The 21964-nt window shown below is 69.8% G+C and carries 20 protein-coding genes and 1 pseudogene; 12 read left to right on the top strand and 9 right to left on the bottom strand.

The window, feature by feature from the left end:
* The first annotated feature begins 4 nt into the window (after nucleotides 1-4).
* Genes AC5Y43_RS08685 through AC5Y43_RS08695 form a run of 3 tightly spaced genes read left to right on the top strand, consistent with a single transcriptional unit; the run spans nucleotide 5 to nucleotide 2342 of the window.
* Nucleotides 5-1081, top strand: coding sequence for a hypothetical protein (locus tag AC5Y43_RS08685; protein ID WP_499971447.1), 1077 nt, complete (start codon nucleotides 5-7; stop codon nucleotides 1079-1081).
* A 17-nt stretch (nucleotides 1082-1098) separates the two neighbouring features.
* Nucleotides 1099-1881, top strand: a complete 783-nt coding sequence (locus AC5Y43_RS08690; RefSeq protein ID WP_499971450.1) for an SDR family NAD(P)-dependent oxidoreductase — start codon at nucleotides 1099-1101, stop codon at nucleotides 1879-1881.
* Nucleotides 1882-1898: 17 nt separating this feature from the next.
* A complete protein-coding gene (locus AC5Y43_RS08695) occupies nucleotides 1899-2342 on the top strand; it encodes a nuclear transport factor 2 family protein (protein WP_499971452.1) in 444 nt (147 codons plus the stop codon).
* 29 nt (nucleotides 2343-2371) lie between these two features.
* Here the strand turns inward: AC5Y43_RS08695 and AC5Y43_RS08700 are convergent, their stop codons facing one another.
* Both AC5Y43_RS08700 and AC5Y43_RS08705 read right to left on the bottom strand, forming a co-directional pair.
* Complete coding sequence (locus AC5Y43_RS08700) at nucleotides 2372-2662, bottom strand: ferredoxin (protein WP_499971454.1); 291 nt, start codon at nucleotides 2660-2662, stop codon at nucleotides 2372-2374.
* On the bottom strand, nucleotides 2662-3795 hold the full coding sequence (locus tag AC5Y43_RS08705) for a 3-ketosteroid-9-alpha-monooxygenase, oxygenase component (RefSeq protein ID WP_499971456.1): 1134 nt from the start codon (nucleotides 3793-3795) through the stop codon (nucleotides 2662-2664). Before AC5Y43_RS08705 ends, AC5Y43_RS08700 begins: the two co-directional genes overlap by 1 nt.
* A 101-nt stretch (nucleotides 3796-3896) precedes the next feature.
* On the opposite strand from AC5Y43_RS08705, the gene AC5Y43_RS08710 reads away from it, so the two are divergent.
* Nucleotides 3897-5588 (top strand): 3-ketosteroid-delta-1-dehydrogenase, encoded by a 1692-nt coding sequence (locus AC5Y43_RS08710; RefSeq protein ID WP_499971458.1) that lies wholly within the window; start codon nucleotides 3897-3899, stop codon nucleotides 5586-5588.
* Here AC5Y43_RS08710 and AC5Y43_RS08715 read toward each other — a convergent pair.
* Together AC5Y43_RS08715 and AC5Y43_RS08720 are read right to left on the bottom strand one after the other, a co-directional pair.
* A complete protein-coding gene (locus AC5Y43_RS08715) occupies nucleotides 5585-6262 on the bottom strand; it encodes a PadR family transcriptional regulator (protein WP_499971460.1) in 678 nt (225 codons plus the stop codon). The genes AC5Y43_RS08710 and AC5Y43_RS08715 overlap by 4 nt on opposite strands.
* 73 nt (nucleotides 6263-6335) lie before the next feature.
* A complete protein-coding gene (locus AC5Y43_RS08720; protein WP_499971462.1) occupies nucleotides 6336-7235 on the bottom strand; it encodes a DUF2510 domain-containing protein in 900 nt (299 codons plus the stop codon).
* Between the two features lie 131 nt (nucleotides 7236-7366).
* Between AC5Y43_RS08720 and AC5Y43_RS08725 the strand changes: the two genes are divergently transcribed.
* Nucleotides 7367-8605, top strand: a complete 1239-nt coding sequence (locus AC5Y43_RS08725; protein WP_499971464.1) for a glycoside hydrolase family 3 N-terminal domain-containing protein — start codon at nucleotides 7367-7369, stop codon at nucleotides 8603-8605.
* Between the two features lie 37 nt (nucleotides 8606-8642).
* Here AC5Y43_RS08725 and AC5Y43_RS08730 read toward each other — a convergent pair whose 3' ends face one another.
* Nucleotides 8643-9176: a DUF4333 domain-containing protein gene (locus tag AC5Y43_RS08730; RefSeq protein ID WP_499971466.1), complete on the bottom strand. Its 534-nt coding sequence runs from the start codon at nucleotides 9174-9176 to the stop codon at nucleotides 8643-8645.
* A 254-nt stretch (nucleotides 9177-9430) separates the two neighbouring features.
* Here AC5Y43_RS08730 and AC5Y43_RS08735 point away from each other — a divergent pair, with 254 nt between their 5' ends.
* The 4 genes from AC5Y43_RS08735 to AC5Y43_RS08750 are packed head-to-tail and all read left to right on the top strand — an operon-like array spanning nucleotide 9431 to nucleotide 13059.
* Nucleotides 9431-10555: an FAD-dependent oxidoreductase gene (locus AC5Y43_RS08735; protein WP_499971468.1), complete on the top strand. Its 1125-nt coding sequence runs from the start codon at nucleotides 9431-9433 to the stop codon at nucleotides 10553-10555.
* Nucleotides 10556-10607: 52 nt separating this feature from the next.
* Complete coding sequence (locus AC5Y43_RS08740) at nucleotides 10608-11870, top strand: APC family permease (protein WP_499971470.1); 1263 nt, start codon at nucleotides 10608-10610, stop codon at nucleotides 11868-11870.
* Between the two features lie 4 nt (nucleotides 11871-11874).
* Nucleotides 11875-12372 (top strand): flavin reductase family protein, encoded by a 498-nt coding sequence (locus AC5Y43_RS08745; protein ID WP_499971472.1) that lies wholly within the window; start codon nucleotides 11875-11877, stop codon nucleotides 12370-12372.
* A gap of 3 nt (nucleotides 12373-12375) precedes the next feature.
* Nucleotides 12376-13059 carry a pyrimidine reductase family protein gene (locus AC5Y43_RS08750; RefSeq protein WP_499971475.1) on the top strand — a complete coding sequence of 228 codons (684 nt, stop codon included), beginning with the start codon at nucleotides 12376-12378 and terminating at the stop codon, nucleotides 13057-13059.
* A 2-nt stretch (nucleotides 13060-13061) separates the two neighbouring features.
* Here AC5Y43_RS08750 and AC5Y43_RS08755 read toward each other — a convergent pair whose 3' ends face one another.
* Nucleotides 13062-13547, bottom strand: a complete 486-nt coding sequence (locus AC5Y43_RS08755) for an SRPBCC family protein (protein ID WP_499971477.1) — start codon at nucleotides 13545-13547, stop codon at nucleotides 13062-13064.
* Nucleotides 13548-13719: 172 nt separating this feature from the next.
* On the opposite strand from AC5Y43_RS08755, the gene AC5Y43_RS08760 reads away from it, so the two are divergent.
* The 3 genes and pseudogenes from AC5Y43_RS08760 to AC5Y43_RS08770 form a co-directional block, all read left to right on the top strand.
* Nucleotides 13720-14067: a hypothetical protein gene (locus AC5Y43_RS08760; protein WP_499971479.1), complete on the top strand. Its 348-nt coding sequence runs from the start codon at nucleotides 13720-13722 to the stop codon at nucleotides 14065-14067.
* A gap of 102 nt (nucleotides 14068-14169) precedes the next feature.
* Entirely contained in the window at nucleotides 14170-15936 is a 1767-nt protein-coding gene (locus tag AC5Y43_RS08765; RefSeq protein ID WP_499971481.1) for a serine/threonine protein kinase PknE, read from the top strand.
* A gap of 107 nt (nucleotides 15937-16043) precedes the next feature.
* Nucleotides 16044-16721, top strand: a pseudogene (locus tag AC5Y43_RS08770) (DUF2293 domain-containing protein); the annotation flags it as partial.
* A gap of 105 nt (nucleotides 16722-16826) precedes the next feature.
* Here the strand turns inward: AC5Y43_RS08770 and AC5Y43_RS08775 are convergent.
* Genes AC5Y43_RS08775 through AC5Y43_RS08785 form a run of 3 tightly spaced genes read right to left on the bottom strand, consistent with a single transcriptional unit; the run spans nucleotide 16827 to nucleotide 21889 of the window.
* Entirely contained in the window at nucleotides 16827-18299 is a 1473-nt protein-coding gene (locus AC5Y43_RS08775) for an MFS transporter (protein WP_499971483.1), read from the bottom strand.
* Nucleotides 18300-20087 carry an N-acetylglutaminylglutamine synthetase gene (gene ngg / locus AC5Y43_RS08780; RefSeq protein ID WP_499971485.1) on the bottom strand — a complete coding sequence of 596 codons (1788 nt, stop codon included), beginning with the start codon at nucleotides 20085-20087 and terminating at the stop codon, nucleotides 18300-18302.
* The gene (locus tag AC5Y43_RS08785; RefSeq protein ID WP_499971487.1) at nucleotides 20084-21889 is read right to left on the bottom strand and encodes an N-acetylglutaminylglutamine amidotransferase; all 1806 of its coding nucleotides are present in this window, start codon (nucleotides 21887-21889) and stop codon (nucleotides 20084-20086) included. Before AC5Y43_RS08785 ends, ngg begins: the two co-directional genes overlap by 4 nt.
* Nucleotides 21890-21964: the final 75 nt, after the last annotated feature.

Genomic DNA, 21964 nt, shown 5'->3' on the forward strand with positions numbered 1-21964 from the left:
ACCGATGCTGACCGAAGAGCGCCGGATGGAACTGTCCGACGTGTTGCGCCCGGCCGCACCGCCGCGCCAGATCGCGGAGGTCTACACCGACGATCAGCGCGACCGCCTGCTCGACGTGGTGCGAACGCGGGGCCCGTGGAAGCTGATCATCGCCCAGCACTTCGCGTCGGCCGACGAACTGATCGCGACGATGAGCGGCGTCTTTCCCGACGGGTTCACCCCGACGCTGGATCTGTTTCTCACTCCCACCTTCCGCGGCTACCTCGCGAACTACGGTTCGGTCCTCTACCCGGAGCTGCACGACTGCTTCTACAACGCCCGGTTTTTGGAGATGGCCAAGGGCTACTGGAACGCCGAGTACGCCAAGCCGCAACTGATGCTGTTCAACATCAACGGGCCGTGCGCGAATCGCGATCCGGGGCACCTCGATTCGCCGAGTTTCCGCGGCGTGCGCCACGAGAACGCGCCGACGTGGCTGACCAGCGTGATGGGCAAGTCCGGCTTGTTCCAGGACTACCTGATCAAAATGGCCCAGGTGATCACCTGGTTTTCGCTCGACGCGGGCAGCGGGTTCACCTATTGGCCCGACGGCCCGTTGCACGCACCGCGACGCGTGCTGCCGCCGATCTACAACCGGGGCGTCGTGGTGCAAAACGAGATGATGGTTCACCGCGGCGAGGCGAACGGGCCACTCGACCAACAGATCCCGGCCGGCCTGGCCTTCGACACCGTGTTCGCCGGCGATCCCGACGACCGCGATCAGTGGCTGTTGAAGAACGGTGACGAGGTGATCGCGCGCCACCACACCGAGCAGCTGCGGTTTCTGGTGCACTGGTCGGCCGAGGTGTTCTCCGACTTCGAGGAGCTGAAAAAGAACATGGAGGGCTCCGACGACCTGACCGTCGAGCGGGCCATCGACATGATGGTCGACGACGTCCACGCGCGGGGCATCAAGCTCGACGTGCCGAGCGAGCCGCTGCACGATGCCGCGTTCATCCGGGAACTCAACGCCGCCTACGACCTGGGTGGCCCGTCCGTCTACCCCGATGAGGCGCCGATCAGCGCCTTCCAGCTGGCATGACCGAAAGGGGCAGCGCGATGACCCGTTTCGCCGATCGTCGCGCCATCGTGACCGGGGCCGGGTCCGGCATCGGAGCGGCGACCGTGGCGCGGCTCCTCGACGAGGGTGCCGCCGTCGTCGCCTGCGATATCTCCGCCGAGGGCCTGCAGCGTACCGCGACGGCCGCGCACGGGGCCGGCACCGGCGAGCGGCTGACCACCGCGTGCCTCGACATTTCCTCGGAGGAGGCCGTCGTCGCCGGGGTGAACTCGGCGATCGCCGACCTCGGTGGCCTCGATGTGCTGGTGAATGCGGCGGCGATCCAGCGCTGCGCGCACACGCACGAGCACACGCTCGCCGACTGGAACGCCACCTTGGCCGTCAACCTCACCGGCACCTTTCTCATGATTCGCCAAGCGCTGCCGGCCCTCCTGGATTCCGGGCGCGGCGTGGTGGTCAATTTCACTTCCACGGCAGCGTCTTTCGCGCACCCGTACATGCTCGCCTATGCCGCCAGCAAGGGCGGGGTGTTGTCCCTGACCCATTCGTTGGCGCTCGAATACGCCAAGCAGGGTCTGCGCGCGGTCAACATCCAGCCCGGGGGTGTCGCGACAGCGTTGGCGTTGAGCACCCTGGACAAGATGCCCGAAGGCTACGACGTGGGGCTGTGGGCCAAGCAGACCCCGCTGCTGCACGGCAAGGACAACGACATCCTGGGCGACCCGGGCGCGGTCGCGGCCGCGATCGCCATGGTCGCCTCCGACGACGGCGCGTTCATCACCGGCACCGAGATCAGGATCGACGGCGGCGCGCACGCCTGATGCCAGGGAGTAGCCACATGGATGTGCAACGCTTGCAGGCTCTCTGCGATGAACGTGACGTCGAGCGCGCACTGAATCTCTTCGCGAGGGCCATGGACAACCGCGATTGGGACACGATGGCCTCGATGCTTGCCGACGATGTGCGAGGCGATTTCGGAACCGGGCCGCTGCAGGGAAGCGGGACGATCATCGGAATGATTCGCGGGTTCCTCGACAAGTGCGGCCCCACCCAGCACCTCCTGGGCAACGTCGTCGTCGATGTCTCGGGAGACACCGCAGTGAGTCGCGCGTACATCCGTGATGTGCACCTGAACTCGACGGCCGACGCGACGAAGCGGTTCTATACCATCGGCGACTATCACGACACCTGGCGGCGCCGACCCGATGGATCATGGTGCTTAGCAGAGCGGGTCAAGATCAACCGCGCTCACGTCGGACCACTTGACATCTTCGGTAACTGAACGGCGCCGCTGTGCGGCCGACTCGTTCGTCATGTCCCGATCTGAACGGCATCGTCGACAATGGTCAAGGCACCGTGCCGCACCGCGTCCACTATCGACGCACCCAATGCCGAGCACACCAGGAACACGCCACGGCCGCCGGGGGCCGAGATCTGCTGCGCCGCGGCGCGTTCGGCGCACCGCGCCGTCGCGTCGGAGTTCCACTGCACGCTGGTCTGGTTCCAGGTGCTCTTGCGCGCCAGCACCCGCGCGCCGCAGCGGCGGCAGGCCACGGGAATCATGGGCATGTCGTCGAGGCGGTTGTCCGGATGGACCGGCATCACACCGGTCCCGCCTGGGCCGCCATGTTCGCCTCGACCTCTTTCATCCACGCCTCGTACGGCCGGGTGGTGTCGAGCTCGAATTCGAAGCGGTCCACCATATCCGGCTGCACATCGGCGGCATCGACGTAGAACTGCTCATACCAACGGCGCAACTGGTAGACCGGGCCGTCCTCCTCGACCAGCAGCGGGTTGTCGATGCGCGCCTTGTGCCGCCAGATCTGCACGTCCTGCTCGAAGCCGATTTTCACGAAGTCGCCGAGGCCGATCGCGGTCCGCATCGCCTCGTCCCCGGACAGTTTTTCCGACTTCTTGACGATGATCCCGTACTGCAGCACAAAGGAATTCGCGTCAATCGGATAGTGGCAGTTGATGAGAATCGTTTGGGCGTCGCCTTCTTCGTAGTGGTAGGTCAGGTCGTCGATCATGAAGGACGGGCCGTAGTAGGACGCCACCGACGTCGTACCGAGCAGCTGGGACCCCTCGGGGCTGCCGATATCCGGCCGGCTGCCACCGTTCATGTACTGCGTGGCGACGTGCCCCTCGAAGATGTTCTTGAAGTGGGTGGGCAGCGAGCCGTGGATGTAATAGAAGTGCGCCATATCCACGACGTTGTCGATGATTTCGCGGCAATTGCTGTTGACGACGGTGGTGTACCAGTGCCAGTCGGTCCACTCGTCGCTCGTGGCGCCCTCGATGCGCGGGATGGTGACCTCCGGGGGCGGCGGTTCGCCCTCGGTGTCGTTCCACACGAACAGCATCCCGTCCTGTTGCAGCGTGGTCCACGCCTTGGTGCGCGCCAGCCGGGGCGTGCGCTTGCTGTAGGGCACCTGCTTGCAGCGGCTGTCCCCGCCCCAGCGCCAGTCGTGGAACGGGCAGGCGATCTCGTCGCCCTTGATCTGCCCCTGCGAGAGGTCGCCGCCCATGTGCCGGCAGTAGCCGTCGAGCACGTTGACGTTGCCGTCCCCGCTGCGGAAGACGACGAGCTTCTGGCCGAAGGCGTTGACCGCGTGCGGTTTGCCGTCGGCGAAATCGCGGGCCAGACCCAGGCAATGCCAGCCACGCGCGAACCTCGTCGGCGCGGCCTGCGCTTCGATGAGCCGAACTTGATCGACCTCGGTGTGCGACGTCATGACGACGATTCAACTCCCGCCGCCGCGCTGGCGGGGTGAGGCGTTCCACTGATCAGGACGACACTTCATTTTCCTCGCCGCACCGGCCTACGGTTTCCGACGTGGCCCCGCACAGCAGGACGATCCCCTCCGGACTTCCGGTCGCCGACACAACCGTGGATCTGTTGGTAATCGGGTCGGGCACCGGCATGGCCGCGGCACTGGCCGCCCATGAGCGCGGGCTGTCGGTGCTGATCGTCGAGAAGTCGTCCTACGTCGGCGGCTCGACCGCCCGCTCCGGCGGCGCGCTGTGGCTGCCCGCCTCCCCCGTGCTGCGCGCGTCCGGCGACACCGTGCAGCGCGCCGCCACCTACCTGGACTCGGTGGTCGCCGGGTCGGCGCCCGCGCCGCGATCGGCGGGGTTCCTCGACTACGTGTCGGCGACGGTCGACATGCTGGGCCGCACCACCCCGCTGCGGCTTTTTTGGGCCCGCGACTACTCCGACTACCACCCCGAGGAACCGGGCGGCAGCGCGGCGGGGCGCACCTGCGAGTGTCACCCGCTGGACACGTCGGTGCTCGGCGAGTACCGCACCCGGCTGCGCCCCGGCGTGCTGGAGGCCGGCGTCTCGATACCCACGACGGGTGCGGACTACCGGTGGATGAATCTGGTGGCGCGGGTGCCGCGCAAGGGGATTCCGACGTTCGCCAAGCGGGTGGCGCAGGGCGTGGGCGGCCGGCTGGTGGGCCGCCGCTACGCCGCAGGCGGCCAAGGTCTGATGGCCGGGTTGTTCGCGGGCGTGCTGCGCGCGGGCATCCCGGTGTGGACCGACACCACGCTGCTGCGCCTGGTGAACGGCGAACGTGTGACCGGCGCGGTCGTGGATCACGGCGGGCGCGAGGTGACGATCACCGCGCGGCGCGGGGTGGTGCTGGCCACCGGTGGTTTCGACCACAGCATGGACATGCGGTGGAAGTTCCAGTCGGAATCGCTGGGCGCCAACGTCAGCCTGGGCGCCGAGTCCAACACCGGCGACGGGATCCGCGCGGGGCAGGAACTCGGCGCCGGCATCGCGCTGATGGATCAGGCATGGTGGTTCCCCGCCATCTCACCCCTGCCCGGCAAGGCGCCCGCGGTGATGCTGGCCGAACGGTCGCTGCCGGGCTCCCTGATCGTGGACCAACACGGGCGCCGGTTCGCCAACGAGTCCTCGGACTACATGTCGTTCGGCCAGCGGCTGCTCGAGCTGGAACGCTCCGGCAGCCCGGTGGAGTCGATGTGGATCGTCTTCGATCAGCAGTACCGCAACAGTTACGTCTTTGGCGCCGAACTGTTTCCGCGGATGCGCATTCCGCAGGCATGGTACGACGCCGGCATCGCGGTGCGGTCCGATAGCCTGTCGGAGTTGGGTGCGCGGATGGGGGTGCCGGTGCCGGAGTTCTTCGCGACGATGACCCGCTTCAACGAAAACGCCTCCGCCGGTGTGGATCCCGACTTCGGTCGGGGCCGCAGCGCCTACGACCGCTACTACGGCGACCCGACGGTCAAGCCGAATCCCAACCTGCGCCCGTTGGTCAGGGGGCCGTTCTACGGCGTGCGGATGGTGCTCAGCGATCTGGGTACGTGCGGCGGGCTCGAGACCGACGCGCGGGCGCGGGTGCTGCGCGAGGACGGCGGTGCGATCGCTGGGTTGTACGCGATCGGCAATACCGCCGCGAACGCGTTCGGCACAACGTATCCGGGGGCGGGCGCGACGATCGCGCAGGGCCTGGTGTACGGCTACATCGCCGCGCTGGACGCGGCAAGCATTTAGTCGGCGTCGCGCTTGGCCTGGACCTGCTTTTCGATCTCGCGCCAGTAACCCGGTGTGGGGCGCGGTTTCCCGAAGCCGCCCTTCGCGGCCTTCTTCAGGACGGCGTCCGCCTCGTCGAGTTCCTTCATGAGTTCCAGGGCGAACTCGCGCTCGGCCGCGTAGTACTTCGCCGCCCAGCGCAGCGCGATCACCGAATACGCCCACGCGGGTTCGATCTCGGCGCCGTCGGCGTCTTCGACGGCCTTGCGATGACGCGCCTCCGCGTATCCGACGTACTCCTGCAGTAATTCCTTGAGCCGGGCCGGGTTGGTGAGGTGACCGAACGTCACGCGCAACAACACGCTGTGTTTGAGGACCGGCGGGTCCACCGGCGCGTCGTTGACCCACTCGATCGCGGCGGCCATGCCGGCCTCGGTGATCTTGTAGAGCCGGCGGCTGCGGGTGCCCTCGTCGCGCTCGACGCGCGAGGTGACCAGGCCGAGGCCCTCGAGCTTCTTCAGCTCGGTATAGATCTGGCTGTAGGAGGGGCTCCAGTAGTAGAGGTCGACGCTCCAGTCGATCCACTTCTTGAGGTCATAGCCGGAGATCTCCTCCTCGTAGGACATCATGCACAGCAGCGCCCGGCTGGTGGCGGCGAGCGCCGACTTCACCGACTTGTCGCTGGGCTCGTCCATTTCGCCAGGTTAACAACTCGGGCGGGGCGATTGTGCGGCGAGGACCGCTGGTTGGGACATCGCGGCCGCGTTGTTATTGAGTCTGCTTGCGCGCCTTGGAGTATTCGAGCCAGAGTCGCACGACGCCCACGGCGGTGACGATGACCGCCACCGCGTAGACCATCAACCCGTATGAGGGCGTGACGTTGGCGAAGCCCTCACCCTTCCGGTTTTCTTTCGAAACGGTGTAGAACCACACGAACGTCAGCGCACCGAGCAGGCCGACCACGGCGCTGAGCCCGATCAGGCGCGCGACCGGCATCGAGGATCCTGTCAGGGCGGGAAGCGCCAACCCCACGGCGATCGCCGCCAGCACGACGACGACGAACTTCGCCTCCCCGGTGGCGGAGACCTCACGCGAGTCCAGGGTGTGCCCGAACAGCTTGATGCTGACCGTCGCAAACGGCAGGAAGATCGAGATGACGGTGGCGACGAGTCCCCCGAGCACAATCCACGCCGTGACCGACACCTTTGCGGCGGCACCCCTGACCGTCGCGAGGCCGTCGGACGCCGGCGCCGCGCCGGAGCTCGGAGGTTGGGGATCCGGCGAGGACCATTGCCGGGGCCGCGGCTGGGGTTGACCGGGCGGGCCCGGCGGCGGCGCACCGGGGGCGGAATGGACCGGCGGCGGCGGCCGATTGGGCGGTGGGGGCGGCGGCATCGGCGGCGGCATCGGCGGCTGCACGGGCTGCGTCGGCGCGGCCGCGCGCGGCGGCTGAGGCGGGGGTTGCGACAGGGGCACGGCCTGCGTCGGCGCCGCGGACGGCGGCGGTGCGGGTGGCTGCTGCTGCCGCGGAGGCATGACGGGTGGTCGCGGGGCCGGCGCGCTCGGCCTTCGCTGATGGTGCGACGTCCAATGCCGGCCGTCCCAGTACCGCTGGGCGTTCGAGTCCTGTGGGTCGTCGTACCAGCCGGGCTCGTTGGGCGTCGCCATGGGCAGAACCTCTCGGTTGACTGAACTGCACCCGTGAAAGCGAGAATAGCGCGCGCGTCCACCATCAGCGACGCCGCCGTGCAGGGGATGTGGCAGGCTTTAGCCCAGTCCAACTGACGGATGGGATCTCGATGGGCGATCGCGACGACGACGAATCAATCTCCGCGGCAACCGATTCCACCCCGGCTAGCCCCCCGCAGGGCAGCCGGCGGTCACGGGCCGCGATCGTCGCCGGCGTCGCCGCTGTCGTCGTGACCGTCGCCCTGTTGGTGGGGCTGCGGCTCGACCGCGCCCCCCACACAGCGCCCTCGCCGACGCCGGCGCCCGGCGCCGCCCCGGCCTCCCCCGGTTGCGACATCTCGCCGCTGCTCGCGTCGATGTCGCCCCGCGACAAACTCGCCCAGCTGCTGATGGTCGGCGTGACCGACGCGGCCGACGCCCGCGCGGTCGTCGCCAACCAGCACGTCGGGGGCATCTTCGTCGCCAGCTGGACCAACCTGTCGATGCTGACCGACGGGTCGCTCGCCGAGATCGCCGGTGCGGCGGGGCCGTTGCGCCTGGCCGTCAGCGTCGACGAGGAGGGCGGCCGGGTCGGGCGGTTGTCCTCGCCGGCGCTGCTCGGGACGGCGCCGTCGGCCCGCTCCCTGGCGCGAAACCAGACGCCCGACCAGGTCTACCGGCTGGCGCTGGATCGCGGACGCCAGATGCGCCGCCTCGGGATCACCATCGACTTTGCGCCCGTCGTCGACGTCACCGACGCGCCCGACCTCACGGTGATCGGTGACCGCTCGTTCAGCGACAACCCCGCGGTGGTCACGCAGTACGCCGGCGCCTACGCGCGCGGCCTGCGCGACGCCGGGATCCTGCCGGTGCTCAAGCACTTTCCCGGCCACGGCCACGCGTCCGGTGACTCGCATGCCGCCGGCGTGGTCACCCCGCCGCTCGACCGGCTGCAGGGCGCCGATCTGGTTCCCTACCGGACGCTGGTGTCGCAGGCACCCGTGGGGGTGATGACCGGCCACATGCAGGTTCCCGGGCTGACCGGTGACGACCCCGCGAGCCTGAGCGCGGCGGCGGTCGCGTTGTTGCGCAACGGAACCGGCTACGGTGGGCCGCGATTCGACGGCCCGGTGTTCACCGACGACCTGTCGAGTATGCGGGCGATCACCGACCGCTACGGAATCTCCGAGGCGGTGCTCAAGGCCCTGCGGGCCGGAAACGACAGGGCGCTGTGGGTCAGCACCACCGCGGTGCCGGCCGTGCTCGACCGGCTGCAGTCGGCGCTGGCCGCCGGCGAGCTGAACATGCGCGACATCGAGACCTCGGTGCGGCGGATGGCGGCGGCCAAAGCATCCCATTCCCCGTGCTGACCGCAGCATTGCTGAAATCCGCTGTGCGACATAGCATTCAGCTCGGTGGCGGGTCCTCGCTGAGCTGGGTCTTGATGTCGAATTCGGCACGATCGCCGTCCACCTTGGTGATCTTCATGTACGCCGTGTAGGGGCCGTCGGGACCGGTGAAGTGGCAGTGGAATGTCCCGCCGACCTTGGCCTCGACGCCGGAGGGGCACTTGACATCGGTCGGGGTGAAGCCCGTGTGCTGCGTCACCGCGTCGGCGATGGCTTTCGCGGCCGAACTTGGCTCGATCGTCTTGTTGCCGAAGACGAACACAAACGCCAACACGCCTGCGACGACAAGGAATAGGACCGCGGCGACGACGCCCGCGATGATGAGCGGAGTTCGGGATCGTCGCTGTGCCGGGAGCCACGGTGATTGCTGACCCGGCGGCAGCGGCGGGGCGTACGGGGGCGGATACGCGGCCTGGGGCGGCGGGACCGGCTTTTGCCGGCGGTGCGGCGCCCAACTTTGCCCGTCCCAATAGCGCTGCGCGTTCGGGTCCTCGGGGTCGTCGTACCAGCCCGGCGGGATGGGTGTCGTCATGGTCTCCAGCGATCAATGGTGACGCCCATCATCGCACCGCGGGCCGATTTTGTCGTGGTATCAGCAACGAGATGTTCCTCCGATTGGCCGGTTCGCCGCGCGGGCGGTCATCGGTGCGGGCGCGGTGCTACAGTTTGCCCACCGCGCCGCCGGGTCCGCAGGCAACTGGGCATCACCCGAGAAGGAGGCCTCCGGTGGCCGAAAAGGGCAGCCGCAGAAGCCAACTGAGTTCGACACCCGAGCGTGATCACCACATGAGCCGCAAGCGCGTCGTGATCGCCGGGTTGGGCGACGTCGGTGTGCTCACCGCGATCCGCCTCGCGCGGCACGCCGACGTCGTCGGAATCTCGGCCAAACCCGCGCTGGTGAGCGGCCAGGAACTCGGCGTGCGCCTGGCCCGTCCGGCCGACTGGGCCCGCGACTACTGGATCCCGTTCGACAAGTTCCGCCGCCTCGACGGGGTGCGCACGGTGCAGGCCGCCCTTGTCGAGCTGGACTTGGCGGCCCGCACCGTCGTGGGCCGGCGCGACGACGGCACGACGGTCGTCGAACAATACGACGCGCTGGTCATCTCGACTGGTGTCAGCAACGGATTCTGGCGGCGCCCGACGCTGCAGTCGCCGGCCGAAATCGGCGCCGACCTGCGCGCCGCCCACGACCGGGTGGCCGCCGCGACCTCCGTGATAGTCATCGGCGGTGGTGCGGCCGCGATCACCAGCGCCGCCAACCTGGCCACCACCTGGCCGGCCAAGCGGATCGACCTGTACTTCCCCGGAGAGCGCGCCCTGGGCGAGTACCACCCGGCGATCTGGAACCGCATCCGCGGCCGGTTGATCGGCCTTGGCGTGGGCCTGCACCCCGGGCACCGCGCCACGGTCCCCGACGGCTTCCCTGGCGACGAGATCACCGCCGAACCGGTGGACTGGAGCACCGGACAACCCCCGAGCTCCGCCGACGCCGTGCTGTGGGCGATCGGCCGGGTGCGGCCCAACACCGGGTGGCTGCCGCCGGAACTGCTCGACGAGCGCGGATTCGTGCGCGTGACACCGGAGCTGCGGGTGCCCGGTCACCGGGGCGTCTTCGCGGTCGGGGACGTCGCGGCCACCGACCCGCTGCGCAGCTCCGCGCGCAATCGCGGGGACGCGTTGGTGGCCAACAACATTCGCGCCGAGATCGCGGGCCGGCAGCTGCGCACCCTGCGGACGCCGGCCCGGCGATGGGGCTCGCTGCTGGGCATCCAGCCCGACGGGCTCGAGGTGTTCCTGCCCACCGGCCACGCGTTCCGCTTCCCGCCCTGGTCGGTCGAACGCGTGGTGATGCCGTGGGTCGTGCGATGGGGCATGTATCGCGGGGTGCGCGCGAACCAGCCATTCCGCTAGCCGTTGCGTCGACTGTTCGGCAAGAAGACTGTTCGAGCAAGAAGGAGAGCCGGTGTCCCGCCCCGCGACCGGTGACGAGCTGCACCGGAGCCTGGGCCTGTTCGACGCGGTGGTGATCGGGCTGGGCTCCATGATCGGGGCGGGGATCTTCGCCGCGCTCGGGCCCGCCGCGCGGGCCGCCGGCGCCGGGCTGCTGCCGGGCCTGGCGCTGGCGGCGGTGGTGGCCTACTGCAACGCCACATCGTCGGCGCGCCTGGCCGCCCGCTATCCGGCCTCCGGCGGCACCTACGTGTACGGCCGCGAGCGGCTCGGGGACTTCTGGGGATACCTGGCGGGCTGGGGCTTCGTGGTCGGCAAAAGCGCGTCGTGCGCGGCGATGGCGCTGACCGTCGGCGCGTATGCCTGGCCGTCGCAGGCGCACGCGGTCGCGGTCGCCGCGGTGGTCGCGCTGACCGCGGTGAACTACGCCGGCGTGCGGAAGTCGGCGTGGCTGACCCGCGTCGTCGTGGCGCTGGTGCTCGCGGTGCTGGCCGCGGTCGTCGTCGCCGCGTTCACCTCGCGCGACGCCGGCGCCGATCACCTGAGCCTGAGCGGCGTCACCGCCGGCGGCGTGTTCCAGGCCGCGGGGTTGCTGTTCTTCGCCTTCGCCGGCTATGCGCGCATCGCCACCCTGGGCGAGGAGGTGCGTGACCCCGCCCGCACCATCCCGCGGGCCATCCCGCTGGCACTGGGCATCGCCCTGGCCGTGTACGCGCTGGTGGCCGTCGCCGCGCTCGCCGCGCTGGGGCCGCGGCGCCTCGCCGAGGCCGCGGCGCCGCTGTCCGAGGCGGTGGCGGGCATCGGCTGGCTCGGGCCCGTCGTGCGGGTCGGCGCGACGGTGGCGGCGCTGGGCTCGCTGCTGGCGCTGATCCTCGGGGTCTCGCGCACCACGCTGGCCATGGCGCGCGACCGCCACCTCCCCCACGCCCTGGCCGCCGTGCACCCGAGGTTCCGGGTGCCCCACCGCGCCGAGTTGGCGATCGGTGTCGTCGTGGCAATATTGGCCGCCGTCGCCGATCTCCGCGGCGCCATTGGCTTTTCGTCGTTCGCCGTGCTGATCTACTACGCCGTGGCCAACGCGTCCGCGTTCACCCTGCGGCCCGACGAGGGGCGGCCGCTTCGCGCGATCCCGGTGATCGGATTGGCCGGGTGCGTGGTGCTGGCGTTCGCGCTGCCGCTGACGTCGGTGCTGTCCGGCGCGGCGGTGCTGGGCATCGGCATCGCCGCCTATGTGATCCGGCGCGCGATTCCCACGCGGGCCGATCGGGAAGACTGAGCGGATGGCCGAGTCCGGAACGGAAGCGTTCGAAAAGCTCGTCGCGCTGCTGAACTATCCGATGTACGTCGTCACCACCCGGGCCGGTGGCGTCGCGGCCGGCTGCCTGGTCGGGTTCGCCACCCAGACCAGCATTCATCCGCCGCGGTTCCTGGTCGGTTTGTCCACCAAGAACCACACCTTCCGGGTGGCCTCGTCGGCCAGCCATCTGGCCGTGCACGTGTTCGACCGCGAGCACCTCGAGGTCGCGGAGCTGTTCGGCACCCAGACCGGCGACAGCGTCGACAAGTTCGACCGCTGCTCCTGGCATCCCGGCCCCGCGCAGCTACCCATCCTCGACGACGCGGCCGCCTGGTTCGCCGGCAAGATCCTCGACCGTTTCGCCCTCGGCGACCACGTCGGGCACCTGCTGGAACCGGTCGACGGCCGTCCGCCTCGGGAACTCGAGCAGTGGGTCTCCTTCGGAGACGTCCGCGACCTGCAACCCGGCCACGAGGCCTGACCCGTGCCGTCGGTACGGGTCGGCGCCGTCGGCGACGTCACCGAACTGGCGTCGTTCTACGCCGACCCGCCGGACGGGGTGCGCGCCAACATGATCTTCAGCGCCGACGGCGCCGCCGCCTTCGCGGGCCGCGCCGGGCCGCTGTCGTGCCCCACCGATCAACAACTGCTGCGAATCCTGCGGGGCTTCGCCGACGTCGTCCTCGTCGGCGCCGGCACCGCGCGCGCCGAGAACTACGGCCCGGTGCGGCTCACCGACGCGCAAGCCGACGGCCGGACCGCGCCGCCCCCGATCGCGGTGGTCAGCCGCACCGGCGCCCTGCCGGAGCGGTTGTTCAGCGACCCCGACCAGCCGCCGATCCTGGTGACCTGCGCGGGGTCCGCCGCCCGGCACCCGCACATGCGGACCGTGGTGGCGGGCGCGGACTCCGTCGACGTGGCCCGCGCCGTCGCGCTGCTGCGCGCGCAGGGCATGCACCGCATCCTGTGCGAGGGCGGCCCGACGCTGCTGGACGAGTTGGTCGACGCCGACGCGCTCGATGAGATCTGCGTGACGCTGGCGCCCAGACTCGCCGGCAGCCAGCCGGTCGGCGCGCGGCGGACGTCACGGCTGGCCGTGCCGACGGCGCTGCGGCTCGAGCACGCGCTGACGCACGGCGACTACCTCTTCCTGAGGTACCGCCGCTGAGCTCAGGCCCGCGGGTACCCCCGGCGGACCGTGCGGTCGAGGATGCCCAGCGTGGCCCGCAGCGCGCCCTCGGACAGCACCGGGAAGATCCCCGCCTCCCGCCACTTCGGGTCGATGCCCGACCAGTCGTAGAACGAGGTGACCTCGGTCGCGGCGCCGTCGTCGGCAGGCTCGAGCCGATAGCCGTAGACGTGTCCGATCTGCGGGCGGATCTTGCCCAGAACCGTCCAGGAGATCAGTCGATCCCGCTGGAAGTCCTGGATGCTGACGGTGACGTCGTATTTGCCGAAATCCGGGAAGTCGTTGAGCGCTTCGCGGTCCATGTGCACCACGAAGCTGTCCCCGGCGGCCGCCACCGGGTCGCCGTCGGCGTCCTGCAGCATGCCCGAGGAGTCGATCGCGACGTGGCCCTGCGGGTCGCAGAGCACCGCGAAGACGTCGACGGCCGGGGCGTTGATCGTGCGGCGGGTCTCGATGCGTTCGGTCATGGCCGCTACGTTACGTCGCACCGGGGACGGTTCAGTCGGCCATTCGGCATGCGGCGCGTCGAGGCGGTTCCTATGATGAAGGCTTGAGTACGATCTCCTCGAATTGCCTGCGCGACACAACCTTCGGCCCGTCCGTCCTCTCGCGAGCACCGGAAGGAGGACCAGCGGCCCCGTGAGCGATTCCAACGGCGCGGACCCGTACCGCAATCTGGCCGTCGACCGGCTGCGACCCGGCGAACTGCATTGGGTGCTGAACCACGACGCCGTGCACGGGATCGCCTACGCCTTCCGCAACCCCATCGCCGTCGCAGAGTCCATCGACGATCCGGGCGACGACCGCAAGACGTACCTGATCCGGGTCCGGCGCGACGACCTGGCCGGGGCGCTGGAAAAGATCAACGACTGGATCGTCAACAATCCCGGCCCGGCGGGGATGCAGGCGTACGGCTTCTTCCGGGCGCTGTCGCGCGAGGGGCTCAGCGAACGCGAATCGGACGGTAGCCAGCCGGACGCGAATTAGGCGGCTTTCTGGCAATTCAGCGTGCCGCGCGGTTGCTCAAGCCATTAGCCTTAGGCCTGGCGCGGCACCGGTTTGCGGTGCGCGGCGGATGAGGAGTCGGCGATGGGTGACACGACCGCGGATTCGCGGGAGGGTTCACAGTTCGGGCCGTATCGGCTACGGCGGCTGGTGGGCCGCGGCGGCATGGGCGACGTCTACGAGGCCGAGGACACGGTGCGCGAGCGGATCGTGGCGCTCAAGCTGATGTCGCAGGCGCTGTCGGCCGATCCCGTCTTTCGCTCCCGCATGCAGCGCGAGGCCCGCACCGCGGGGCGGCTGCAGGAACCGCACGTGGTGCCGATCCACGACTTCGGCGAGATCGACGGGCAGCTCTACGTCGACATGCGCCTGATCGACGGCACCAACCTGGCGACCACCCTGAGCCGGTTCGGGCCGCTGTCCCCGCCGCGTGCGGTGGCGATCGTGCGCCAGATCGGCTCGGCGCTCGACGCCGCGCACGCCGCCGGCGTCATGCATCGCGACGTCAAACCGGAAAACATCCTGGTCAGCGCCGACGATTTCGCCTACCTCGTCGACTTCGGGATCGCCAGCGCGACGTCGGACGAGAAGCTGACGCAGTTCGGCACCACCGTGGGCACCGTCAAATACATGGCCCCGGAACGGTTCAGCGAATCCGAGGTGACCCACCGGGCCGACATCTACGCCCTGGCCTGCGTGCTGTACGAGTGCCTGACCGGGTCCCCGCCCTACACCGGCGACACCGTCGGCGTGATGGGCGCCCACCTCAACCAGGCGATCCCGCGCCCGAGCGCCGCGCGCCCGGGCATCCCGGCGGCCTTCGACGGGGTGATCGCCCGCGGCATGGCCAAGGATCCCGCGGCCCGCTACGCCACCTGCGGCGACTTGTCCGCGGCGGCCTACGCGGCGCTGGGCACGACCGACCAGGACCGCGCCACCGACATCCTGGAGCGCAGCCAGGTGGCCAGGCTGCCGGCCGCGTTCGCCGGGCACGCGCCGAGCGGGTATGCGCCGGCGCCGCTCATGGCGAACCAGGCGCCGGGCTGGACCCCGCAGCCGACGGGATGGCCCGGCACACCCGGCTGGGGCACCGGCGATATGGGCAGCATGGGCGGTTGGGGGCCGCCGCCGCGGCCCAGCCGCAAGCCGTGGCTGTGGGCGGGCGCGGCCGCGGCCGTCGTGGTGGCCGTCGTGGGCGGGATCGCGGTGGTGGCCGCCCAACCGTGGAAGTCGTCGTCCCCGGCCTCCCCGGGCTCCGCGCCGACGTCGGCGCCGCCCGCGCCGGACGCGGTCGAGCTGCGCGTGCTCGACGACGGTGTGTCCGTGGGCAGCTCGGTGGCGCCGGTGACGATCGACATCTTCAACGAGCCGATCTGCCCGCCGTGCGGCAGCTTCATCCGCTCGAACGCAGCCGACATCGACAGCGCGGTCAACAACAAGAAGCTGGCGGTGCGCTACCACCTGCTCAACTTCCTCGACGACCAGTCGCGCAGCAAAACCTATTCCACCCGGGCGGTGGCGGCCACGTATTGCGTTGCGGCGCAGAACAACCCGAAGCTCTACCTGAGCTTCTACTCGGGACTGTTCGCGAGCAACTTCCAGCCGGCGGAAAACGCCCCCGAGGACCGCACCGACGGCGAACTGGCGCAGCTGGCCAAGACCGTGGGCGTCGCCCCGAGCGTGATCGACTGCATCAAGACCGGCGACGACGTCAGCCCCGCCAAGGCCAAGGCCGCCGCCGGCGACGCGACGCTGGCCGGGTTCAACGCCAACGGCACGCCGTTCGTGTGGGACGGCGCCACGTCGGTGAACTATCAGGACCCGACCTGGCTGACCAAGCTGATCGGGTAATTGCGCGCCGAAACTGCAACCAGAGCGTGATTTTCGCGTTTTCGACGCTCTCAGCGCAGGCTCGGCGTCGCCATCGAGCGCTATCGTGCAAACCTATGGCCAAGCCCCGTTCACCGGATCTGGTTGTGGTCGCACCCGTGAAAAAGTGGTCGTGCGCGGCCTGCGGCGACGGCGAGGGCTTCTTGAGGATGGAAGATCGCGGCCCGCTCTGCCTTGATTGCGCCGACCTCGGTCACCTCATCTTCCTGCCGGCCGGCGACGCGGCGCTGACCAGGCGGGCCAAGAAAGCCAGCGGGCTCTCGGCGGTGGTTGTGCGTTGGAGCCGTGCCCGCAATCGCTATGAGCGCCAAGGGATTCTGGTGGAGGCGGACGCCCTCGAGCGAGCCGAAGCCGAGTGCCTATCCGATGCCGAGGCACGCTCGCGCCGCCGAGATCGGGACGAGGCGCGGCGCGCGGCCGAGGACGTGCGCCTTCAGGACGAGTTCGCCGCCGCGATCCGTGACCTGTTCCCCGGTTGTCCGCCTGCCAGGGCCAACGAGATAGCGGGGCATGCGGCAACGCGCGGCAGTGGCCGGATTGGGCGAACCGCCGCAGCGCGGGCGCTTGACCCCGACGCTATCCACCTCGCGGTTAAGGCATCCGTCCGGCACGTCGACACGAACTACGACCAGCTGCTGATGGCAGGCGCCGACCGCGCAGCCGCACGCGATCGGGTGCACGAACTCGTCGAGGACGTGTTGCGTGCTTGGCGCGCAGTGAGTCCGGGGCCCGATGTGGGCGACTGATGTCGCCGAGACTGCAACCAGGGCGCGACTTTCGCGTTTTCGACGCTCTCAGCGCAGGCTCGGTGGTCTAACCGCAGGGATGCTCAGCGTCATGGCTTCGATTATCTACTGCGATTCGTCCTCGCGCTCGGCGTCGGCCACCGTCAACGGCAGCGCCAGCTCCTCCAGCGGGCGGCGCTCGGCCGCGACGCCGAGCCACAATTCGACCAGCCCCGCGGCGGCCATAACCGCGGCCCCGATCAGGAACGACCACACCACCTGGCCGCGGTCGCCGGAATTGATCAACTGCCCGAACAGCACCGGGCCACTGATGCCGCCGATCGCGGTGCCCACCGCGTAGAAGAACGCGATGGCCAGCGCCCGCGTCTCCATCGGGAAGATCTCGCTGACCGTCAGATACGCCGCGCTGGCACCCGCCGACGCCAGGAAGAAGGCCGCCGCCAGCACGGCGATGAACGCCCACGCGCCGCCCGTTCCGGTCACGAACACCACCGCGAGGCCGACGGCCACGACGGCCGAACCGAGATAGGTCGCGGTGATCATCGGTTTGCGGCCGACGCTGTCGAACAGGTGCCCCAGCGCCAGGGGGCCGACGAAGTTGCTCAGCGCCCACAGGATGAAGAACAGCGGCACCTTGGCCGACGGGACGCCGTAGAAGCCGCTGAGCAGCGTCCCCAGATTGAAGGTGACGCCGTTGTAGAGGAACGCCTGCCCGATGAACAGCGAAAGGCCCAGGACCGCGCGCCGCGGGTACAGGGTGAAGGCCACCCTGGCGATCTCGCGGAACGAAATGGTCTCGCGCTGGCGGACTTTGAGGGGGCGGCCCTCGGGCTCGGGCAGCGCTTCGCCGGTGGCGTGCTGCACCTCGTCTTCGATGTCGCCGACGATCCGCTCGGCCTCCTGCGCGCGCCCGTGAATGAACAGCCAGCGGGGGCTCTCCGGAACGTTGCGCCGGACCAGCAGGACGAAGATGCCGAAGATCGCGCCGATGCCGAAGGCCAGGCGCCAGCCGATGTTCGCCGGGAAATTCGACGTGTCCAACAGCAGCAGCGCCCCGGCCGCGCCGGCGGCCGAACCCAGCCAATAGGTCCCGTTGATCACCAGGTCCACGCGGCCGCGCACCCGCGCGGGGATCAGCTCGTCGATCGCGGAATTGATCGCCGCGTATTCGCCGCCGATCCCGGCGCCGGTCAGGAACCGCGCGATGAAGAAGTACCAGGGTGCGAAGGCGAATGCCGTTGCCACGGTGGCGATCAGGTACACCGCGAGGGTGAGGATGAACAGGTTGCGCCGCCCGAACCGGTCGGTCAGGTGGCCGAAGAACAGCGCGCCCAGGCAGGCGCCCGCGATGTAGAACGCCGCGGCCGTCCCGATCTGGGCGGCGTCCAGCGCGATGCCGCTGCCTTTCTCGGTGAGGCGCGACGACACGTTGCCGACCATGGTGACCTCGAGCCCGTCGAGGATCCAGACGCCGCCCAGACCGATGACGACCCGCCAATGGAACTTCGACCACGGCAATCGGTCCAGGCGCGCCGGCACCTGGGTGGTGATGGTTCCGGTTTGCACGCCCTCGCTCACCTAGCGTGACTCCTCGGGGGTCCAGGCCGGTGGCTGGCCGGGGTGGCCGGGGAACAGGTAGTCGATGAAAGCCGCTGCGGTGGGCTGTGGTTCGTGGTTGGCCAGCCCGGGTCGTTCGTTGGCCTCGATGAAAGCGTACTCGGCGCCGGTGACGTCGGGCACCAGCAGGTCGATGCCGGTGACGGGGATGCCGATCGCCTCGGCGGCGGTCACCGCGACCCGGCACAGTTCCTGGTTCACGATGGCGGTGACGTCGTGGATGGTGCCTCCCTGATGCAGGTTGGCGGTGCGGCGCACGCGCAGCCGGGAGCCCTGGGGCAGCACGTCGTCCAGCGTCCAGCCGGCCTCGGCGACGGTCGACTCGGTGAGGTCGTCGATCGGGATCTTGGACTCGCCGCCGGTGGCCGCGGAGCGCCGCCGGCTTTCCGCCGCGATCAAATCGCGCACGGTGTGCTCCCCGGTGCCGATGATCTCCGGCGGCATCCGCAGCGCGGCGGCGACGACGCGGCCGTCGATCACCACCAGGCGCAGGTCGTCGCCGGCCACCCGCTGCTCGATCAGCACGTCGGGGTACTGCTTGCGTGCCCGCGCCAGCGCGGCGCTCAGGTCGTCGGGTCCGTTGTCCGCGGTGACGCCCACCGTGATGCCCTTGCCCTGTTCGCCGCGGGTGGGTTTGACGACGACCTCGCCGACCTCGGCCAAAAAGTTGCAGTCGCCGTCATCGAAGGTGGCCAGCCGGGCGCGGGGCACGGTGATGCCGGCCTCGGAGACCAGGCGCCGCGTCAGGCGCTTGTCGTCGCAGCGGCACATCGCGACCGCCGAGGTGTATTCGGACAGCGACTCGCGGGTGATGACGCTGCGTCCGCCGTGGGTCAGGCGCATTTCCCCGGTCTCGGCGTCGAGGACCTCGACCCAAATCCCGCGGCGCAGCGCCTCGTCGGCGATGATCCGCGCGTAGGGGTTGAGGTCGTCGACGGTCTCCGGCGGCGGGCTGAACAGCGGCTCGTTGATCGCGTTCTTGCGCTTGATCGCCAGCACGGGCACGCGGCGGAAGCCCAGCTTCTCGTAGAGCCCGATGGCGGCGGCGTTGTCGTGCGCGACGGACAGGTCCATGTAGGCGCGCCCGGCGTTGCGGAAATGCTCGGCCAAAGCCCGGGTCAGGGCGGCGCCGATGCCGGGCAGCCCGGCGGCCGGGTCGACGGCCAGAGTCCACAGGCTCGACCCCTCTTCGGGGTCGGAGAACAGCAGCTCGTGGTCGACACCGGTCACGGTGCCCACCACGGCGCCGTCCGCGTCGCGCACCGCCAGCAGGTAGGTGACCGCCGGCACGTTGAGCTGGTTGTGCCAGATCACGTCGACGCCGGCGGGGACCATGCCGCAGCGCACGTAGACGCGGTTCATCGCGTCGGCGTCGACCGGTTCGTTGGGCGGGCGCACGGTCACGCCCAGCGGCGCCGGCGAAAGGTCTTCGGGCTTCAGCGAATCGGCGAAGCGCAGCCGGTAGGTGTGGCTGGGATCGATGAACAGCTCGGTCGGCGCCTCGGCGACCACGACGTGGGATTCGCGCGCATAGATGCAGATGTCGCGACGCCCCGGCCCCTCCCGGCGCAGCGCCTCGACGAGCTCGTGGGCGTCGGCGAAGGTCTGGCCGAAAATCAGTCGGCCCCAACCCAATTCGAGTTCGACGTCCTTGGACATCGCCTCGACCAGCTCCGGCGGCGAGGCGTCATGCAGACCCAGCGTGATGGCCTCGGTATGGTCCTCCGAAGAGTGGTCCATGACGGTCATGCGGCCTGCCCGGTGACACCGTGGCGCTGCAGCCACAACTCCAGCAGCGCGATCTGCCAGAGTTCGTTGCCGCGCAGCGGGGTCAGCCGGCCATTGGGATCGGCCAGCAGGGCGTCGACGGCGTCGGAGTTGAACAGCCCGCGCTCCTTGGCCACCGGCGCGTAGAGCGCGTCGCGAACCATATCCAGGTAGGGCCCCTCCAGGTGGGTCAGTGCGGGAACCGGGAAATAACCCTTGGGCCGATCGATGACCTCCGACGGAATCACCCGTCGCGCAGCCTGTTTGAGCACGCCCTTGCCGTCATGCGCGGTCTTCAGCCCCGGCGGGCAGGTGGCCGCCAGCTCGACCAGCTCGTGGTCGAGGAACGGCACCCGCCCCTCCAGTCCCCAGGCCATAGTCATGTTGTCTACCCGCTTCACCGGGTCGTCGACCAACATCACCGTCGTGTCGAGCCGCAGCGCGCGGTCGACGCCGGTCTCGGCGCCGGCGCGCGCGAAGTGCTCGCTGACGAAGCGTTCGGCGGGATCGCCCTGCGGCAGGTAGCCCGGCCCCACGATCGCCCGGACGCCGGCTGCGTCGCGGTCGAAGAACGCGCCGCGGTACTGGGCGACGGCGCCGTCCAGCGTCGCCGCGGCCGGCGCGCCCATCGGCGGGTACCAGTGATAGCCGGCGAACACCTCGTCGGCCCCCTGCCCCGACTGCACGACCTTCACGTGGCGCGACACTTCCTGGCTGAGCAGGTAGAAGGCCACGCAGTCGTGGCTGACCATCGGCTCGCTCATCGCGCCGATCGCCCCGTCCAGCGCGGGCAGCATCCGTTCGGTGCCGATGCGGATCTGGTGGTGGTCGGTGCCGAAGCGCTCGGCGATGATGTCCGACCAGCGGAACTCGTCGCCGGCCACGCCGCCGGCCGACTCGAAGCCGATGGAGAACGTCGACAGCCCGTGCTGGCCGGCCTCGGCGAGGAGCCCGACGATCAGGCTGGAGTCGACGCCGCCGGACAGCAGGCAGCCGACGGGCACGTCGGCGACGAGGCGGCGCTCGACGGCGATCCGCAGCGCGGCCAGCACCGCGTCCTCCCAGTCGCGCTCGGACCAGTCGGAGCGCTCGCCGCGCCGGGTGAAGTCGGGCTCCCAGTAGGTGGTGTCGACGCGGCGGCCGTCGGGTTCGAGCGCGACCAGCGACCCGGGCGGGATCTTGCGCACGCCGCGCAGGATGGTCAGCGGCGCCGGCACCACGGAGTGAAACGTCATGTAGTGGTGCAGCGCGACCGGGTCGATGCGGGTGTCCACCCCGCCGCCGGCCAGCAGCGCCGGCAGGCTCGACGCGAACCGGATCCGGTGGGCGTTCTCGGTGACGTACATCGGCTTGATGCCGAGCCGGTCGCGGCCCAGCAGCACGCGGCCGCTGTCGCGTTCGGCGATGGCGAACGCGAACATCCCCTGCAGGTGGCTGACGAAGTCGTCGCCCCAGCGGTGGTAGGCCTTCAGCAGCACCTCGGTGTCGCTGTGCGAGAAGAACCGGTAGCCGTGCCCGGTCAGCTCGCGGCGCAGCTCCTGATAGTTGTAGATGCAGCCGTTCCAGGCGATCGTCAGGCCCAGTTCGGCGTCGACCATCGGCTGCGCGCCGGCCTCGGTCAGGTCGATGATTCTGAGGCGACGATGACCGAGCGCGACGCGGCCCTGTGACCAGGCACCCGCCGCGTCCGGCCCCCTGGGTGCCATCACCGCGGCCATCGAAGATACGGCCGCTACGTCGGGAACCCGGTCGTCGAGTCGAACCTCACCGGTGACTCCACACATCCCCTCGACCCTACCGCGACCCGCGGCTGGGCACGTCGCGCGGCCGACGGCGAGCGATTTTGGCGTCGGCAGGGT

This window comes from Mycobacterium sp. NGS57, assembly GCF_059812405.1.

Bases quoted from the DNA above. Each gene is read 5' to 3' on its own strand.
- AC5Y43_RS08705 (WP_499971456.1), bottom strand. From the start codon at position 3,795: ATGACGTCGCACACCGAGGTCGATCAAGTTCGGCTCATCGAAGCGCAG.
- AC5Y43_RS08785 (WP_499971487.1), bottom strand. From the start codon at position 21,889: ATGTGTGGAGTCACCGGTGAGGTTCGACTCGACGACCGGGTTCCCGAC.
- AC5Y43_RS08755 (WP_499971477.1), bottom strand. From the start codon at position 13,547: ATGACCGAACGCATCGAGACCCGCCGCACGATCAACGCCCCGGCCGTC.
- AC5Y43_RS08765 (WP_499971481.1), top strand. From the start codon at position 14,170: ATGGGTGACACGACCGCGGATTCGCGGGAGGGTTCACAGTTCGGGCCG.
- AC5Y43_RS08695 (WP_499971452.1), top strand. From the start codon at position 1,899: ATGGATGTGCAACGCTTGCAGGCTCTCTGCGATGAACGTGACGTCGAG.
- AC5Y43_RS08685 (WP_499971447.1), top strand. From the start codon at position 5: ATGCTGACCGAAGAGCGCCGGATGGAACTGTCCGACGTGTTGCGCCCG.
- AC5Y43_RS08725 (WP_499971464.1), top strand. From the start codon at position 7,367: ATGGGCGATCGCGACGACGACGAATCAATCTCCGCGGCAACCGATTCC.
- AC5Y43_RS08735 (WP_499971468.1), top strand. From the start codon at position 9,431: ATGAGCCGCAAGCGCGTCGTGATCGCCGGGTTGGGCGACGTCGGTGTG.
- AC5Y43_RS08730 (WP_499971466.1), bottom strand. From the start codon at position 9,176: ATGACGACACCCATCCCGCCGGGCTGGTACGACGACCCCGAGGACCCG.
- AC5Y43_RS08745 (WP_499971472.1), top strand. From the start codon at position 11,875: ATGGCCGAGTCCGGAACGGAAGCGTTCGAAAAGCTCGTCGCGCTGCTG.
- AC5Y43_RS08690 (WP_499971450.1), top strand. From the start codon at position 1,099: ATGACCCGTTTCGCCGATCGTCGCGCCATCGTGACCGGGGCCGGGTCC.
- AC5Y43_RS08720 (WP_499971462.1), bottom strand. From the start codon at position 7,235: ATGGCGACGCCCAACGAGCCCGGCTGGTACGACGACCCACAGGACTCG.
- ngg (WP_499971485.1), bottom strand. From the start codon at position 20,087: ATGACCGTCATGGACCACTCTTCGGAGGACCATACCGAGGCCATCACG.
- AC5Y43_RS08700 (WP_499971454.1), bottom strand. From the start codon at position 2,662: ATGCCGGTCCATCCGGACAACCGCCTCGACGACATGCCCATGATTCCC.
- AC5Y43_RS08715 (WP_499971460.1), bottom strand. From the start codon at position 6,262: ATGGACGAGCCCAGCGACAAGTCGGTGAAGTCGGCGCTCGCCGCCACC.